This is a genomic window from Trichocoleus sp. FACHB-6 (genome assembly GCF_014695815.1).
Lineage (GTDB): Bacteria > Cyanobacteriota > Cyanobacteriia > Cyanobacteriales > FACHB-T130 > Funiculus > Funiculus sociatus.
The window spans coordinates 1-15,224 of record NZ_JACJOY010000060.1 but is presented as its reverse complement, the minus strand read 5'-3'; the positions used below and the strand labels follow the sequence as shown (position 1 = coordinate 15,224).

The 15,224-nt window shown below is 43.5% G+C and carries 13 protein-coding genes and 2 pseudogenes; 7 read left to right on the top strand and 8 right to left on the bottom strand.

Going from position 1 to position 15,224, the window contains the following annotated elements; all coding sequences use genetic code 11:
- The first annotated feature begins 532 nt into the window (after positions 1–532).
- The 5 genes from H6F66_RS11375 (at position 533) to H6F66_RS11355 (ending at position 6,762) form a co-directional block, all read left to right on the top strand.
- Positions 533–1,336 carry a phytanoyl-CoA dioxygenase family protein gene (locus H6F66_RS11375; RefSeq protein ID WP_190421222.1) on the top strand — a complete coding sequence of 268 codons (804 nt, stop codon included), beginning with the start codon at positions 533–535 and terminating at the stop codon, positions 1,334–1,336.
- A gap of 683 nt (positions 1,337–2,019) precedes the next feature.
- Positions 2,020–3,105 (top strand): PAS domain-containing protein, encoded by a 1,086-nt coding sequence (locus H6F66_RS11370; RefSeq protein ID WP_190421220.1) that lies wholly within the window; start codon positions 2,020–2,022, stop codon positions 3,103–3,105.
- Between the two features lie 530 nt (positions 3,106–3,635).
- Positions 3,636–4,130 (top strand): DUF2243 domain-containing protein, encoded by a 495-nt coding sequence (locus H6F66_RS11365; RefSeq protein WP_190421218.1) that lies wholly within the window; start codon positions 3,636–3,638, stop codon positions 4,128–4,130.
- A gap of 539 nt (positions 4,131–4,669) precedes the next feature.
- The gene (locus tag H6F66_RS11360) at positions 4,670–5,224 is read left to right on the top strand and encodes a general stress protein (RefSeq protein WP_190421216.1); all 555 of its coding nucleotides are present in this window, start codon (positions 4,670–4,672) and stop codon (positions 5,222–5,224) included.
- 569 nt (positions 5,225–5,793) lie between these two features.
- On the top strand, positions 5,794–6,762 hold the full coding sequence (locus H6F66_RS11355; protein WP_190421214.1) for a hypothetical protein: 969 nt from the start codon (positions 5,794–5,796) through the stop codon (positions 6,760–6,762).
- Here the strand turns inward: H6F66_RS11355 and H6F66_RS11350 are convergent.
- The 3 genes and pseudogenes from H6F66_RS11350 to H6F66_RS11340 form a co-directional block, all read right to left on the bottom strand.
- Complete coding sequence (locus H6F66_RS11350) at positions 6,734–6,910, bottom strand: hypothetical protein (protein ID WP_190421212.1); 177 nt, start codon at positions 6,908–6,910, stop codon at positions 6,734–6,736. The genes H6F66_RS11355 and H6F66_RS11350 overlap by 29 nt on opposite strands.
- Before the next feature lie 248 nt (positions 6,911–7,158).
- Positions 7,159–7,329 carry a hypothetical protein gene (locus H6F66_RS11345; protein WP_190421210.1) on the bottom strand — a complete coding sequence of 57 codons (171 nt, stop codon included), beginning with the start codon at positions 7,327–7,329 and terminating at the stop codon, positions 7,159–7,161.
- A 687-nt stretch (positions 7,330–8,016) separates the two neighbouring features.
- Positions 8,017–8,731 (bottom strand): annotated as a pseudogene (locus H6F66_RS11340) (Uma2 family endonuclease).
- A gap of 178 nt (positions 8,732–8,909) precedes the next feature.
- On the opposite strand from H6F66_RS11340, the gene H6F66_RS11335 reads away from it, so the two are divergent.
- Complete coding sequence (locus H6F66_RS11335) at positions 8,910–9,803, top strand: helix-turn-helix transcriptional regulator (RefSeq protein WP_190421208.1); 894 nt, start codon at positions 8,910–8,912, stop codon at positions 9,801–9,803.
- 21 nt (positions 9,804–9,824) lie between these two features.
- On the opposite strand, the gene H6F66_RS11330 is transcribed toward H6F66_RS11335, so the two are convergent.
- The 5 genes and pseudogenes from H6F66_RS11330 to H6F66_RS11315 form a co-directional block, all read right to left on the bottom strand.
- Positions 9,825–10,973 (bottom strand): DNA cytosine methyltransferase, encoded by a 1,149-nt coding sequence (locus H6F66_RS11330; RefSeq protein ID WP_190421206.1) that lies wholly within the window; start codon positions 10,971–10,973, stop codon positions 9,825–9,827.
- A 150-nt stretch (positions 10,974–11,123) separates the two neighbouring features.
- Positions 11,124–11,235, bottom strand: a pseudogene (locus H6F66_RS29295) (archease); the annotation flags it as partial.
- A 27-nt stretch (positions 11,236–11,262) separates the two neighbouring features.
- On the bottom strand, positions 11,263–12,981 hold the full coding sequence (locus H6F66_RS11325) for a hypothetical protein (protein ID WP_190421204.1): 1,719 nt from the start codon (positions 12,979–12,981) through the stop codon (positions 11,263–11,265).
- Positions 12,982–13,370: 389 nt separating this feature from the next.
- On the bottom strand, positions 13,371–13,802 hold the full coding sequence (locus H6F66_RS11320) for an archease (protein ID WP_190421202.1): 432 nt from the start codon (positions 13,800–13,802) through the stop codon (positions 13,371–13,373).
- Between the two features lie 119 nt (positions 13,803–13,921).
- Positions 13,922–14,806 carry a GTP-binding protein gene (locus tag H6F66_RS11315; RefSeq protein WP_190421200.1) on the bottom strand — a complete coding sequence of 295 codons (885 nt, stop codon included), beginning with the start codon at positions 14,804–14,806 and terminating at the stop codon, positions 13,922–13,924.
- Between the two features lie 30 nt (positions 14,807–14,836).
- Between H6F66_RS11315 and H6F66_RS11310 the strand changes: the two genes are divergently transcribed.
- Positions 14,837–15,145: a hypothetical protein gene (locus tag H6F66_RS11310; protein ID WP_190421198.1), complete on the top strand. Its 309-nt coding sequence runs from the start codon at positions 14,837–14,839 to the stop codon at positions 15,143–15,145.
- Positions 15,146–15,224: the final 79 nt, after the last annotated feature.

Sequence of the window (15,224 nt, the reverse complement as noted above, 5' to 3'; positions counted from 1 at the left end):
CAAAGCTCGACTACAACCCGGAACGCTTCGCGCACGGGGAGCGAACCTAGCAAAGTGTATTGGGGCCATTTTGCGTCAGCTCTCTTCCCAGTTCTGAAGGAACTTGTATGCTGTAGACTTTACGCTTACCGCATAGCCGGACTTATCGCATTAGTTTGTACCTTCTGGCTCATGAGTCTAGCGGAGACTTAGGAGTTAGTGCCTTATTTTCCAAACCCTTGTAGAAGCTCCCAGGAGCGTTAACCACAGGTTCTGATCTGTTGTCCTATCAACAACATAACCGCTATTGTTTTCACCACCGTCTACCTGAAGAATTGCTTCAACGTTAAGAGGGCGTGTAATTTTTCATACAGAAAAGCCCCTGACTGACATCCAGCCACAACTTAAAATACACAACAAAATACTGGGTTTATGAAGTTTCATTTCAACGCAAAACCTAGTGGCTTGAAGGGGCAGAAGTATTTATTAATGGTTGTTACAAATGGAGTCTAGGCAATTACCAAGCCACTATATGAATGTCTAAAATCAAAATATGATCACAAAGCGTTATAACAACCAACAAATCCAATCGTTCGCCCAATCAGTTTGGAACGATGGCTATTGCGTGTTGCCCAATTACTTCTCTCCAGCAACACTCAATTCCTGGCGTGAGGCTTTCGCGCCAATGCTCTCGGATCACATCGCCCGCGAAGGTAAGCTGCGTAATCGCGGCACATCCCGCTATTATGTCACCCTTCCCTTCACTGCTCCCTTTGCTGACCCCAGTATCTACGAAGATGACGATATTTTGGCAATTGTTGAGCTATTGGTAGGCAAAGATGCAGTCATGTGTCAGCTGGCGACGGACACGCCCTTGCTGGGATCTGAATATCAAGATGTGCATAGGGATGCGCCGCCACTTTTCCCGGAAACTGGTGAAGAAACACCACCTTTCCAGCTTGCAGTCAACTTTCCACTCGTAGATATAACCCTGGAAAACGGCCCGATGGAGATTGTGCGCGGTACGCACATGATCTCAAAGGAGGAAGGACTGCGCCGCATGGAGTCGGGTGAAATAAAGTTACAACCGATTACGATGCGACTGGGTGATGTGATGATCCGCGATGTGCGGGGTCTGCACCGGGGTACTCCTAACTATACGGAAACACCACGCCCGATGGTGGTAATTGGCTATAGTCGTCGCTGGCTATATCGTCCGGAGGTGTGTATTCATGTCCCGCGTGCTAGTTACGATACCCTCTCGGAACGCGCCCGCCATTTGCTACGTTTTAATCCGATTGTCGAATCCGTTGATGAAAAACCCAAAGTTGAGGTTTATCAGTCTTACGCTTACTAAGAATATCTAATTGGATTAAAACCGATACCTAAATTACCCTGTTTACCCATCTGCATTTTGTTTAATATTTGCAGATGAGACAGGGCAATTGGTTTTAGGAGAATTTCTCTGATGTTTGGGATAGAATGCGATCGCATTCCATCCCAAAGTTTCTTTTTTCGTCTTAACAAAACTTAAACAATTTATCAGGGGCTAACGTAGATCCAAGCTTATGCCAGAAGTATTGTATTCAAGCCCCTAAAACGCTTCACCAAAGGCTTTTGTATAAAAATTTACAGATAAAATCAAAACTGGATCGTGCCTTTAGGCAGACGAATAGATAAAACAGCAGGGTTAATTTGTAGTAGATTGGCTAATTGGCTTCCAATGGCGATTGAGCAGCGTTAAGGGGGCAATAAGAATACTTAATAGAAAAACTACTAATACTGCAAGTTTTCCAAAAGCTGTGGAGCCGGAACTGTAGTGATATTGTGGATTGTTATGGCTGGATACAAAAAGTCGATTATCTTATCTACACAGGTTGGTTCTGACTCATTCACCTAATCTTTAAATCTACGGCTTTCTGTCACCGTTACTGAAGAAAACAGCTGATGGATAGGAACCAGTTAGTATGTGTTTTTTAGAAAAATCCGCAGATAAACATAGATAAAGACGTTCATAAAGAAGGTGGAGCCAGAAATGATATGAATTTAAATCGATTTTCTCAAGAGATAAAGGTTGCACACTGGCGTGCAGCTACTTTGAACGAGTGCGCTCGTAAATCGCTTTTACAGCAACAAAACCTAGTATCAGAATCTTTTGAGGAACTGTATGCTGCTTTGGAAAAACTTCAAGTAGCTCAGGAGCAGTTAAGCTTATTAAATCAGAAGCTTGCTGCGGCTCACCAGGTAGCCCAAGGGGAACGCCAGCGCTACCAAGACTTATTGGAATTTATCCCAGATCCCTGTCTGGTGACTGATATGGCAGGGGTCATTCAAGAGGCAAACGGCGCTGCGGCGACGATGCTCAACGTCCCGCAGCGGTTCTTGGTGGGTAAGCCGCTGGTTCTGTTTGTAGTCGAGCAAGAGCGTCGAGCGTTTCGTTGGGAACTAAATCGGCTCTGCCAAGTGGATCGGCTTGAGGAGTGGAAAGTGCATTTGCGATCGCGCGATAGGGAGCAGTCTATGGATGTGTCCCTGACGGTGGCTACTATCCGCAACTGGGGAGGCAAAGCGATCGCTCTACGCTGGCTTCTACGCGACATCACTCTGGTTGAGCGAGCAGGAGAAGAACTGCGGTTACTCAAAGAAGCTGTGCAACAGATTGAAGAGTGCATCATTATCACATCAGCCGAACTTGAAGAACCGGGGCCGAGAATTCTCTTTGTTAACCCAACTTTTACTAAAATTACGGGCTATACTCCCGAAGAGATTATTGGCAAAACACCACGTATTCTGCAAGGCGCTAAAACAGATCGCTCAGTCTTAGAGAAATTGCGTCGGAACTTGTCGCAGGGACAACCATTTCAGGGTGAGATAAGAAACTACAGCAAGGATGGTAAGGAATATAAGGTGCAGTTGAATTGCGCCCCGATCCACAACGAACGAGGAGAAATTAAGCATTTTCTCTCCCGCCAACGTTACATTCCTCTAGAGCATTCCAATGATGCAAATTGTTTGGAAACCCCACCCTCACCGTTTACGGTGAGGGTGGGGTTTCCAAACAACAGTGATTTTTTTTCAAGCATAGCGATAATGCGATCGCGCTCGAAATTTCTTTGCGAACATTAACTTGTGGATAAATGGAAATTGCTGACATAATTCTGCACTGATTGCCAGCCATGTAGAAAGTGGGTTGAGTAGAGGAATCTCACCCAAGACGCATAAGTATTTGTTGGCTTTCTCAACCCAAGTAAAACTTTTCTATAATTAAGTATTAAATTGATAATCATTATTAATTAAAATTGCGATAACAAAATAAATTTTAATGTTCTTCATTTCAACAATTCCTTGCTGTTGCACATATGAAAGTTTAGAAGCACAGCCAATCTCTTGCACACGAAGAAGTTATAAATTTTAAACCTAAAACTATTTTTAAATAGACTGTATTAGTTACAGAGGAGCGGGTTTTAAGGGTGCATCTCTCATCACTGATAATCTGCACTATCGATTCTTCGGTCTTTGGGATGAGTACAACGTCGTTACCAATGCGTTACGCTGTCTGATTGCTGGGCATACTTTTGTGACTGCTGAGGATGTAGTAAGACTACCTACACCCCCGATTTTGTCGATATTAGCCTGGTGTTAATTAACTAATAAATATGGAAACTAAACAAAACCAACACAGACTACTAATTATTGCTGGTATCCTTCTTGGGATGGGCTTCGCAGGATTTTTTGATGGCATCATGCTGCATCAAATCCTTCAATGGCACCATATGCTAACAAGCGTTCAGCCTACTACGAACATCGGCAATTTTGAAGTAAATACCTTCTGGGATGGTCTTTTCAATGCCAGCACATACGCCATGACTATAGCTGGACTCGTGTTGCTGTGGCGTGCGGGTTTGCGTGGCGATTTTGTGGGGAAGTCAAAGACTTTTGGGGGAGCTTTGCTTGTTGGTGCAGGTGCTTTCAACGTAATTGAAGGGATAATTAACCACCACATTCTCGGCATTCATCATGTAAAATCTGGCCCTAATGAACTTGCCTGGGATATCGGATTTCTCATCCTAGGTGCGCTTCTTGTTGTAGTCGGCGGGATTCTATGGCGAGATGGAGGACGGGAAATCGCACCTACTGAAATCAAAAGCTAAAATTGTAAATTTTGTGTTTTGAATTTTGTATTCAAATATTCTTGAATTTAGGCAACAATTGGAGCCAATTTACAACTTTAAAAAAATAACCATAGGTTCTCAAATTAAAATTTGAAGACAGCGAACAAATAAAAGGTAATATAACGTGTCTTAAGATAGATATTATAGATAAGTGGTGGCGCTGGATATATTAGCTTTCATGCTTTCCTAGCAATACAATAAGCAGGGTAGGAAGCGATCGCACTCACTTGTCGGATGTATCCCAATGCTAGCAAATATATCCCTACGCTACTCAGGTACATTGCTTGTGGTTTCCCATCTTCCTTTAGGAGGAGCAACTATTGCTACTTCAGAAATGTTTTTGTATTGTATTTAACAGACTAAATTAACAGTAAGCTGTATCTCCGGTGGGAAGATAGAACAACCCCGGTAAAGGTAAGTTTAAGGTACGGCTGTGGAGTCAACGTTTCTGTGGAAAAAAGCGTGACTAAAACCACAAAAATATCAAAGTAATTCTGCATTTATAGGTGGAGGGAGATATGGAAGTAAGCGATCGCATACATGGTATTGGAGTATTTTCTAACCGTGAAGAAGCCCAACAGGGAATCAATGAATTAAAAGCTTCAGACTTCCCAATGGACAAAGTTTCTGTTATTGCTAGGGATGCAGACCACAACGATCAGCTTAGCGGTGCGGAGATGAGCGATCGCGTTGGTAGTCAAGATGTAGGATCTGCAACAGGAGTGGTGGCTGATGCTGTCACAGGCGCTACCTGGGGTACTGTATTAGTTGGGTTGACCAGTCTAGCAATTCCCGGTGTAGGCCCAGTCTTAGCCGCGGGTTCCCTTGGCGTGGCGCTACTTACTGGCGTGGCGGGTACTGGATTGGGAGCATTAGCTAGTAATAATTTGGTTAAGGCGATGACCGATTTAGGCATTCCCGAAGAACAAGCTAGAGCTTATAGCGATCGCCTCCATCTAGGCAAGTATTTGCTTATAGTAGATGGCTCAGATGAGGACATTCATCGCGCTGAAGCAATCTTAAGCAATAAGGGTATTAAAGATTGGGGCATTTTTAATCCCGCACAGGTTTAATACTCAGGACAGCACAAACAAAGGATGATTCTTGTAGGGCGGGCCGGAAGGTTCGCCCTCTTTATTAGGGGAAGCTGGGATTTTTCTCTTCACTAATTCCCAATTCCCGCCTAATACAAGTGATGTTTAGCCTACCTTTTCTATCTTAATACATATTGACTTTACCCGCCTTCCTTATTTTGGTAGAAAGTCAGCCTTAACCTGGGATAGAGGCTGTTAAAAAATATTACGTGTTACTTTATATGTAGGCACAAATATGCTCTTAGAAGGAATACCTTTCCAAAATATCTGCGATAAAACAGCGATCGCTCTTATCAAGATGTTTTATCAGGGTTTAAATTTCACCATTAAATATCCAAAGCGAGCCTACTAATACCAATTGGCTTCATTAGCGCTACACTTGCGATTCTTTAAACTCTCCTTTTTTAAGGAGAGTAGGAAAAATATAGTGTATAGCATCACACAGAAAAATTGGTAAAAGTCTAAGTAACGCTTACGCATCTATCCGGTCTACCCTTTCGGGGATAGTTTGTGCTGAGAAGCTTTAAAAATAATTTTTTTGAATTGCTATGACTAGCGGTATTTTGCCCACCAAAAGTTCTCAAACCATACAGAACATTCAATCTTTAGAACTTTCTCTTTTGATGACCAAGCTCAAAAATAATATTTGGGCATTTGGAATTCCATCTTGGCTTTTTGGAATCACAGATAGAAGCTTTGCTTCATTGGCTGATGGATATATCTCTCCAATAGAAATTTTCCAATTATTGACCGCCTTTTTCTTCTTTGGAAGTTGGCTGTGTTTGAAGCCAGAGCAAAGCTTTAATAGCGGTGGTGTTGACACGATACAAAGATACCGGAAAGATTCACATCCTTATCTGGATGAAGTATATATATCTACAGTTCAATCCAGAATGGTTGAATTGCAAGATCAACATATGATCAGCCAGGAATATATTTTGCCTGTTCCCTATCTCTGTCAAATCTATCATTTGTTGAATTTAAAACATCTGGAGACGATTCACAATTTCAGCCTGAATAACTTAAAAGTCATTAATGTTAGCCAGATTCAGCCAACAGAAATGGGTGGGATGGTTAAGTTTCAGACAATTTTAGATTCTCCAGCCAATGCTCTGAGAATTTGGAGACAGCCGATAGTTGAAGCGGGATTAATATTGCATACTCCCTATACTGTAGAGCTGATAATTCCGGTCTACAACAACAAACATATAACTGTAATGTTTAATGCTATTCCTCTGAATGAGAACGAGCATAAGTTGTTTATAGACATCTACAGTAATCTGGAATGGCCCAAACCGTTGTTACAAACCATCTTGCATTTTGCCGCTTGTTTGACACTGTTTGAAGATTTACCCTACTTGCGTAAACTAGCAGAAAGAAATATATACCGTTTAGTCAACTTAAGTGGGCTTTCAGATCGAGAAACAATGTGGCTTATGAGAAGATTCGTTGAGCTATATGGTGCGAGGAACCTAGAACCTCAACCACTTAGAGCAATTGAAGCAGTAGGGGAATAGGTGGCTGGAAGGGAGATTTCTCAATTTCCAATCTAAAATCATCCAAAATCGATATACCTTCAGCACGAACAGGTAGAAGCGATCGCGCAAAAATTTCATCTAACACTACAACCAGAGTATCCGGTGGTGCTGTAACCCTCGTTAACACTCCGCCCAAAACAGGGTATCAAGATATTGGTGACTCAGCGCTAAGCGATCGCCTATTTCAATTTCAAAACCTCACCCAAGAGCAACGTTTTTTTTCGGGGAAGATAAATGTTCCAGACGCAATATATCGCGTTTCTACAGGGCTGGGGTTAAACGTAGCGCATTCAAACGAGAATCGCCATAAATCAGCTCTAAACGCTGACACTTCCTTAAAGAAATGCCAGCGTTTAGAACTTCTATTGAGTAGAACTAGAGACCAGCAACTCCGCGATAAGCACTTATAACCACAGTGAGAATGGTGATCAGTCCTATTGAAGTGCTGAGGATAAATAGAACAGAGGGTTTCTTAGGAAGAGGTGTTTCGCTATCGTGCTGCACAGCGTCAGTCTGGTTGGTATTTTTTGGTTGTTCAGTTGTCATAATGCTCCGAATTTAGATTTCAATGATTTTGATTGATTAGAACAATTACCAAAGATTGCTGATTAGATTGCCCCAAGGATGAACGATGCCTTGTCCACTTAATGCCTCTATAATGAAATCTGCATAAGCTCGTTCCCAACTATTGTCCTTTAACTAGACTATTGGAAATAAATCTTATAATCTTCTTTCTAAGGCGGTACAAATTATCCCATTTCACTAATTTGTTCGTAATAAATAATCCCCCCTAACTCCCGACTCCTTTGTCTACCGCGCATCATCCTGTTAAGAGTAAAAGGGGGTGGGGGGATAACGTATTTAGCCTTAAAATGGTGAATTAGTATTGACTAAATATCTGAAGCATTTTTTCACTAAGTGTCCGCCAAAAAACCAATCCCCCCGAATTTTAATTTTTAAGACTACAGCACATCATATTGTTAAAGACAGGAGGGGGTAGGGGGGATAAACTATTTAGCCTTAAAATAGTGAATGAATATTGCCTAAACATCAGAGAAATTTTTTGGTATCAATTTCTCTGTATAAAGAATGATGTATTTTGGGAAACGCTTGGTAAGGTTTCAGTAGACAAAAGCTCTTGGCTCAACTTGAACTGGAGTAGACCCAGACGCGATCGCACTGATGAATTATTACCGTGCGTTAGCAAAGCATACCGTCAGGCTTATCGCATTTCTACAGAGTATCGGGGTCAACTCCCATCTGCCGCAGCCGCTCCGCCAAACGCTCTGCCCGTTGACGCTCCTGCTGTGCTATTTGACGCTCCTGCCTAATTATTTCCTCTGGTGGAATAAGTCGATTGCCATTCTGGTCGTACCAATAGAGCCATTCCCTCATGTATCCTTCATGAGTACCCACCTCACACACACCCTATTCCCAACCCAATTTCTGGCATCCACACTAGGGAACTCATCTGACGCACGTAGACCCCATTCTCTAGACGATACACTTCAAACGAGTCGTGCTGGTCGCGCCTGTAATAGTCGGGGTTGTAGATGACGTAGTACAGCACACCGAGTTGAGCATACTTGGTCATCTTTTCGTCGTACTCGCCGCCTGGAGTTTCAGAGACAACTTCTAATACCCACTGCGGGACAATATTGTTTTCTTGCCAAAGTACGTAGCTTAGTCGGAGTTTACCACTAGGCTTAAATCGCTCTACTCCTAAACTCAGAAAGCTATCCGGTACAATTGCCGCTAATTGGGGTTGATAGTAAAATCCCATGTTCACCCCGAAAAACCAGTCCCTGCGGTCTGCCCACAGTAGAGCTAAGATTGCTCGTAGCAGAGTGGGGATGAGGATTTGCAGTTCGTTATCCACTGGGGTATCGTCAGAGTCGGGCAGTTCTTCAGCGGTGGGAAGATATTGCAACGGGTTGTACTGTACCATAACGTTTCCCCCTGGTAACTTACTGCTTGTATGTTAACCCGGTAAGACAGCCGAATTCTCATACCCAGCAGCGATCGCGCAGTACACCGTAGAGCATTGGTGATCCAGTTTTGATTTTGCCCTTTCATACGCCATAAAAGGCGTGGTGCGTTGACCATGCTGTTAATAGCATGGCTGCATGAACAATGATGATTCACCGACCCCTCCTGATACCCTTTTGGAGACTCTTGCAGCTAGAGTACGTGCTTGCCGGAGGGCTCTAGGTCTTACCCAAGAAGAACTTGCTGACCGAGCTGGTTTGAACTCCCGTCACGTTCAGAAGGTAGAAGCTGGAGAACTAAATGTCACGATTAGTACTCTTTCTGCCTTGGCTTTAGCCCTTGGGGTCAATATCACTGACTTAATAGAACCACACCTACTCTCTGGTTCTCGACCTCAAGCTACTAGTCTGCCACGCCTCTCTCCGACTGAAATGCTGCCTTGTTGCAGAAACACTGAGGGACTGAATTCTATCGGGCTGACTCCAGAAAGGTTATGCCATGCGATTTTCCATGCCTATACAGTAATTGATTCCATAGATTCTCGCCTGCTGGAAGGAGGACTGGAGCGTCTTGGTGGTGGTACAGTTGAGTTAGCAAATCTATCTTCTATTGTTGGTAACTTACTGGGAGCTGGAGTAGCTCTTCATTCGGGTGGGCAGTTTGTTCGCAATGGTCCACATAAGTTTCCCGATCTCCTATCTACCAATAGTGATTTTGCATCTGGAATCGAGATCAAGGTAGCTATTGAAACCAACGTTCCAAAAGGGCACCTTGCAAAAGCTGGCACCTACCTTACCTTTCGTTATGTATTAGTCACCACAAGCGGTTTTGACCGCTCTCACCGTGGAGACATAGTTTCAATATGGGAAGCACGCTGCGGAAGGCTCTCCGAGAGCGACTTTTCGGTTAGCAATACAGCAGGTGACAGTGGAAAGACGGCTGTGATAAAAAGCGAAGCTCTACGTAGAATGAATCTCGTCTATTTTGACCAAGCGCTGTGTCCGTACAAACGCTATGTCTACTTTAACTAGCTTTGAATTGGCAGGCGACCGTTACCACTGTGCTAGCAAGGCGGTAGCGATCACCCGTCCCAGAAGAGGCGGAACAGCATTGCCAATTTGCTTAACAATTTGGCTGCGGTTGCCTACAAATATATAGTCATCGTCAAAGCCCTGAAGTCTAGCTCCTTCCCTAGGGGTTAGCGCTCGATCTTGATATGGGTGGATGCATTTATTTGAACCTGGGTGTACAAAGTTTACGGTTAAAGTAACAGAGGGTTGATCAGGCTCAATTCGACTATACGAAGTACTAAAGCCGCTTGTTACCATTCCAGGAGGCAAGGAAAAAATATTTGCTCCTGCACATTTAATGACTTTCAGCATTTTTTCCGTATGGGCAGTAGCCTCATGCAATGTAAGCTGTTCCGTATTATTGCGGCGCTCAACTTCGTAGGGGCTAGGAGAAATATCAGAGCGATACTGAGTCTTTTTCTCCCCTGATCTCAGTTCTGGTAGGTCATGAATTGCTTCCATTACTGTAACTGCTGGCGCAAGTATATATTGCATTAATGGGTATGTCCGTACTACCTTGTTATGGTTGATGGGAGCCATACTACGCCCTTCAAAATAGTGAGTTGGCTCCGGAAAAATTACTTCCTTTTTGTTGCCAAAACGCCCAACTACAACTACCCGTTCTCTCCTTTGCGGTAAACCGTAGTGGACTGCATTTAGCACTCGCCAATCTGTACAATATCCAATAGCTTCAAATGTCTTGACGATTTGTTGAATAGTCTTCCCCTTATTGTGACTGATTAAGCCAACAACATTCTCCATAACAAAAAAAGTTGGTAGATAGAACTGAACAAACAGTGCAAACGACTCAAACAGTGTATTGCGAGGATCTTCCATATTCAGACTACGAAATGGACGTACTGAGGAAAAGCCCTGACATGGCGGGCCTCCGATCAATACATCTACATCGCCTGGGGCAAGCCCAGTAGTTTTGCAGAACTTAATAGGCAACCATTGCTGGATGTCGCCCTCGATCACGTAAGCGTGCTTGTGATTTGCCTTAAATGTCCTCAGTCTATCTTCCAGGAGGTCAATTCCAGCTCTTACCTCAAACTCACCTGTCGTCTCGAATCCCGCTGAAAAACCGCCTGTCCCGCAGAATAAGTCAATAATTTTCAATCGCTGCCCCATAACTGCTCTTTAACTGCTCTTTGCTCTTATGAAACACCATATATGGCGTGTTCGTTCATTTTCATCTTAATGCAGCAGTTTTCTGAGCATGTCAAGGGTAAGCAAATCAGAAAACGGATCGCTCTCTATTCTCGAATTCACAAACACACGCTAAATGTCAAGAATCACTATCGCCGTCCAACCGTCATCGGTTTTTTCTAATGTGGAACTGGTGTAATGTAACAGCTTTGACATCTACTCGTTGTTGATGGCGATCGGGATCGCCATCATCGTGATCGCGCGTTTCTCACTACGAGGTGACGTGGCTAGAGCCTTTGATTTGCTTGCCTGCTTGTCGCAACTGGCGTGTCAGTTGCAGGTTCAGTAATACCAGTATTAGTCCCAGACACGTAATTAGCAGAAAAACGTTCTCCTGGTTTAGTAAGAAAGCGAAGGGAAAGACAATAGACAGCGACAGCACCGCCAATGGAGCGAAATTGCCAATTCCCAGTACTACAAAAATAGTTGGCGGCAATAAAATTACTGCCCCCAGCGTACCTGCTGCCCAGAACGCCCGTTGCTGAGTTCGCATGAATAACAGCAGTTGGGCTAGGCTTGCGTAAATTAGCATTAAGCCAGCCTCCAGAGTAAGACCGAACAACGCCCCAGTTCTGCTCTCATTTACTTTCAGAGCAGCATTTGTACCAGTAGCTGATTGTGCAGGGGAGAGTAAAATAAATAAAGCCAAGGGGATGAGAACAATCACTACATTCACAGCGATCGCTACTACTGCCGGGCTTTTTTCACCCCAAATTAAGTCCTTTACTAACGAGCTATCAGCAAATCTTTTGCTATTAGAACCCCTCTTGGGTCGAGCGCGTAGCCAATCCTGTAGAGTTTGGCGATGAGGCGTCACAGCAGCAATTAAACAGAGGTATAGCAACAGATTCAACAACGATAGCGCCAAGAGGTTTTCTGACAGTGGCGTAGCGTAAACGCTACGATTTTCTATAGAGTTGTAATTGGCACATCCTATAGTCAAAACTGTAAAGCAAGCAGTTAATAAATAACTCTGCTGCTTGCTTAATATAGTGGCATTGGGATTACGAAAGCAACGCTGCCAAGCTTGCCAAATAAACCAAGTCAAAATGCCGTAATTCAACAGCACAAAACCGACGGCAGTTAAAACACTGTCACCCAATGGTAAGCTAAACCACTTAAACCCTTCTAACCCTGTGGCAAAGGATTCATTAAAAGAACTGGCGGACAAATGTGGGATTAGGCAAAAGGGGTTAAGCAGCTTCAGCCAAGTCGTTGAATTATAGTAACTGGTCGTACTTATTCCCTTAGTTAGCATTAGTAAAGCCAGAACCGTACCACTGCCTAACCAACCTTGAAAACCGCCTAGCCAAGAACTGACAATCCCATATAGCAACGCAGCACTGTAAAAGAAAATACAGCTACCAACAAGAACCCCATAGAAACTCAAAATTTCTCCCAAAGGAATTTTAGCGGCGAGTCCAGCCCACAAATGGAAAGGAACTGCAACGACGGCTACCAGATAAATCAAAATCGGAACCCCCAGCAGTTTTCCCGTCAAAATACCCGCAGTAGAGTGAGGGGTGAGGCGAGTAAAATTGAGGGTGCCGCGACGTTGTTCAGTAGCCAAATCACTAATTAGCAAATAGGTTCCTGCTAGTAACAGGATTAAGATGCCAATAATGCTCAGGTATATAAATCGGTCTAGTGACCATAATTGCCACTTTATGACAATATTGCCCAATCCATCCGGCAGGCATAGCGGTTCCTTACTATTAGGAAGGGGCTTACCTGTGCAATATTTGTTGTAGATATCCGCAATTCGGTTAACAGAATTCGGCAGCTGGGTTTGAAAATACATGAATATTCCAAATTGACCCAGCACAGAGATAGCAGTTGCCAGCAGAATGTTTTGAGGTTTAAGACGTCCTTTGAGTTCCCGCAACAGTTGGGGATTCCAGTTACCCAGTGGTTCTATAAAATCGTGCATTATGGAAAAAATCTCCTCTTGAAAGGATGTTTATAAAGACGCACTGCGATTGGAAGGATAAGGGTATCCTGTAAGTTATGGATATACAGACGAAATCTGCCTTCGCAGGTTTCCAAACTTGGGTTTTTGGTGAGTCGGCGTTAGCGTAGCGTGCCGTAGGCTAAAGAGGCTTAGCTTGGGTAATATTTTTCCCTGTCAGAGTTTTTAAATCGAATGTCACTGACTTAAAGGAGAATTAGTCATTCTTGGAAAAACTACAGAGTAGGGGCGGATGAATTACTCCTACAAACAACCTATGTTCCATTCGATAGAGAACTGCTATATTCGCTACAATCTTAAAATATCCGCATCGCCATTTACAATTTGCAAAGCCTTTTTGCAGACACGCGCTAAATATCAAGGATTACCATTGTCGTCCAACCGTCATCGGTTTTTTCTAATTGGAACTGGTGTAATGTAACAGCTTTGACATCTACCCGTTGTTGATGGCGATCGCTATCTAGCTTTTCTCCCTTCGTAACCGCGCTTAGTTGATGCACTCCATCTTTCTCGGAAATCTCAACTTGTTGCGCTCTCAGCAGTAGTAATTCGCTGTCCTTGTAGTAGATAAATTCTTGCAGGAAATTAAACAGCAGCATATCCAACTCATCGTTTTCTAAGCTGAAGGTGCGCGTCTCGGTTAGCGCGATCGCATCCAGATTATCAATCATCACGTTGAGCGTTGCATCACCCGCCGCGATGAAAAGCTCCTCTAAATCCTTTCCCCAAGCGTGAAAAGCAATATCAGCAGTGGCAACATCTTCAAGAAACTCGTAGGACATAATACTAATTCACTAAAATGGCGCTAAATATTAGTTAAGCTGTAGGTTGGGTTGAGCGAAAGCGAAACCCAACAAGTGTTTATATAGTTGGGTTTCGTTACCTCAACCCAACCTACGCTCTATTGTTCGCATGACTTCAAACGATCCAGAATTTCTGCTTTGCGATCGCTTACCTGTTTGCCGATAAAAACTAGCTCCGTCCCCTCTTGTTGAAATGGCTCCAGATCCCAACGTCCAGCCACGAAATTAAATAGGTAGTTTCCTTCAGGAAATCGTACAAAACCTTTCGCCCGGTAAACATCTGTCCCAAGGGAGTCGGCAAATTCTTCAAAACATTGTCGCTCGAAAGTAGCAGGACTTGTCGTGCTAAATGATTCAAATTCAAGTTGGTGAACGTGATGAGGTTGCGGTTGCACTCGCTCTCGACCAATACCAAATAGCAAATCAGGGTCTACTTGACAGCGCTTAGTATGCAAAATTGAGGCGACTTCGTTAAAGGAGCGCAATTTATCTTCTATTGCCTTTAACTCGCTTTCGGAAACTAAATCAACTTTATTCAGAAGCAGGGTGTCTGCTGCTTCAATTTGTATCCTAGTGGTATGTCCTACCGACGGATATTTCACCATTGCATCTGCATCGATAACCGTCACGACCCCATCCAGTCGCACTTTGGTTAAGCTTTCTTGAATGTCAAACACCAGCGCATCTGGTTCTGCAACCCCAGTTGTCTCCACCACAATATTATCGGGGTCAACACTATCAATGATTTCATTGACAGCGGCTTCAAACTCTCCTAACAGCGAACAGCAGACGCAACCACCACCGAGATCCGCCATTTGGACATTTTTGCCTTGAATGATTTTGGTATCGATACCAATTTCGCCAAATTCATTCATCAAAATGGCGATCTTTTTAGGAAAAGAGTCGAGAATGTGACGAAGTAGAGTTGTTTTTCCGCTTCCGAGTGGCCCCGTAATGACTGTAAGTGGCGTGCGTACCTGCATAAACTATCCCTTTGATGGAACTGTACTGCGATGATTGAAGAAATACCAGCGAGAATACATTTACTTCCGGCTAAAGGCTCCCCATACGTCGCTGTAATTAGACGAAAGCCGTCACACGTTTTCCACATCATTCGTTGGAATACGAAAGACGATTCCCTAGAATATGGGTCTTGGTTTAACGGTAAGTTATATCCAAAAAGATGTGATATCTCTTTTGATGGAAAATGGATGGTTTATTTGGCGATGGGTGGAAATAATGGCAACACCTGGAATGGGGTTTGTCTATTGCCTCGGTTAAAAACCTACAGGAGTTACGCAGTTGAACTGAAGATGCGGTAGAAGGAAGGAATGAATTGTTAGCTTCCATCGTTTCCAGTGCCTCTATGTGAACGTTGAACTGAAGATGCGGTAGAAGGAA

Bases quoted from the DNA above. Each gene is read 5' to 3' on its own strand.
- H6F66_RS11375 (WP_190421222.1), top strand. From the start codon at position 533: ATGATCACAAAGCGTTATAACAACCAACAAATCCAATCGTTCGCCCAA.
- H6F66_RS11370 (WP_190421220.1), top strand. From the start codon at position 2,020: ATGAATTTAAATCGATTTTCTCAAGAGATAAAGGTTGCACACTGGCGT.
- H6F66_RS11365 (WP_190421218.1), top strand. From the start codon at position 3,636: ATGGAAACTAAACAAAACCAACACAGACTACTAATTATTGCTGGTATC.
- H6F66_RS11360 (WP_190421216.1), top strand. From the start codon at position 4,670: ATGGAAGTAAGCGATCGCATACATGGTATTGGAGTATTTTCTAACCGT.
- H6F66_RS11355 (WP_190421214.1), top strand. From the start codon at position 5,794: ATGACTAGCGGTATTTTGCCCACCAAAAGTTCTCAAACCATACAGAAC.
- H6F66_RS11345 (WP_190421210.1), bottom strand. From the start codon at position 7,329: ATGACAACTGAACAACCAAAAAATACCAACCAGACTGACGCTGTGCAG.
- H6F66_RS11335 (WP_190421208.1), top strand. From the start codon at position 8,910: ATGAACAATGATGATTCACCGACCCCTCCTGATACCCTTTTGGAGACT.
- H6F66_RS11330 (WP_190421206.1), bottom strand. From the start codon at position 10,973: ATGGGGCAGCGATTGAAAATTATTGACTTATTCTGCGGGACAGGCGGT.
- H6F66_RS11325 (WP_190421204.1), bottom strand. From the start codon at position 12,981: ATGCACGATTTTATAGAACCACTGGGTAACTGGAATCCCCAACTGTTG.
- H6F66_RS11320 (WP_190421202.1), bottom strand. From the start codon at position 13,802: ATGTCCTACGAGTTTCTTGAAGATGTTGCCACTGCTGATATTGCTTTT.
- H6F66_RS11315 (WP_190421200.1), bottom strand. From the start codon at position 14,806: ATGCAGGTACGCACGCCACTTACAGTCATTACGGGGCCACTCGGAAGC.
- H6F66_RS11310 (WP_190421198.1), top strand. From the start codon at position 14,837: ATGATTGAAGAAATACCAGCGAGAATACATTTACTTCCGGCTAAAGGC.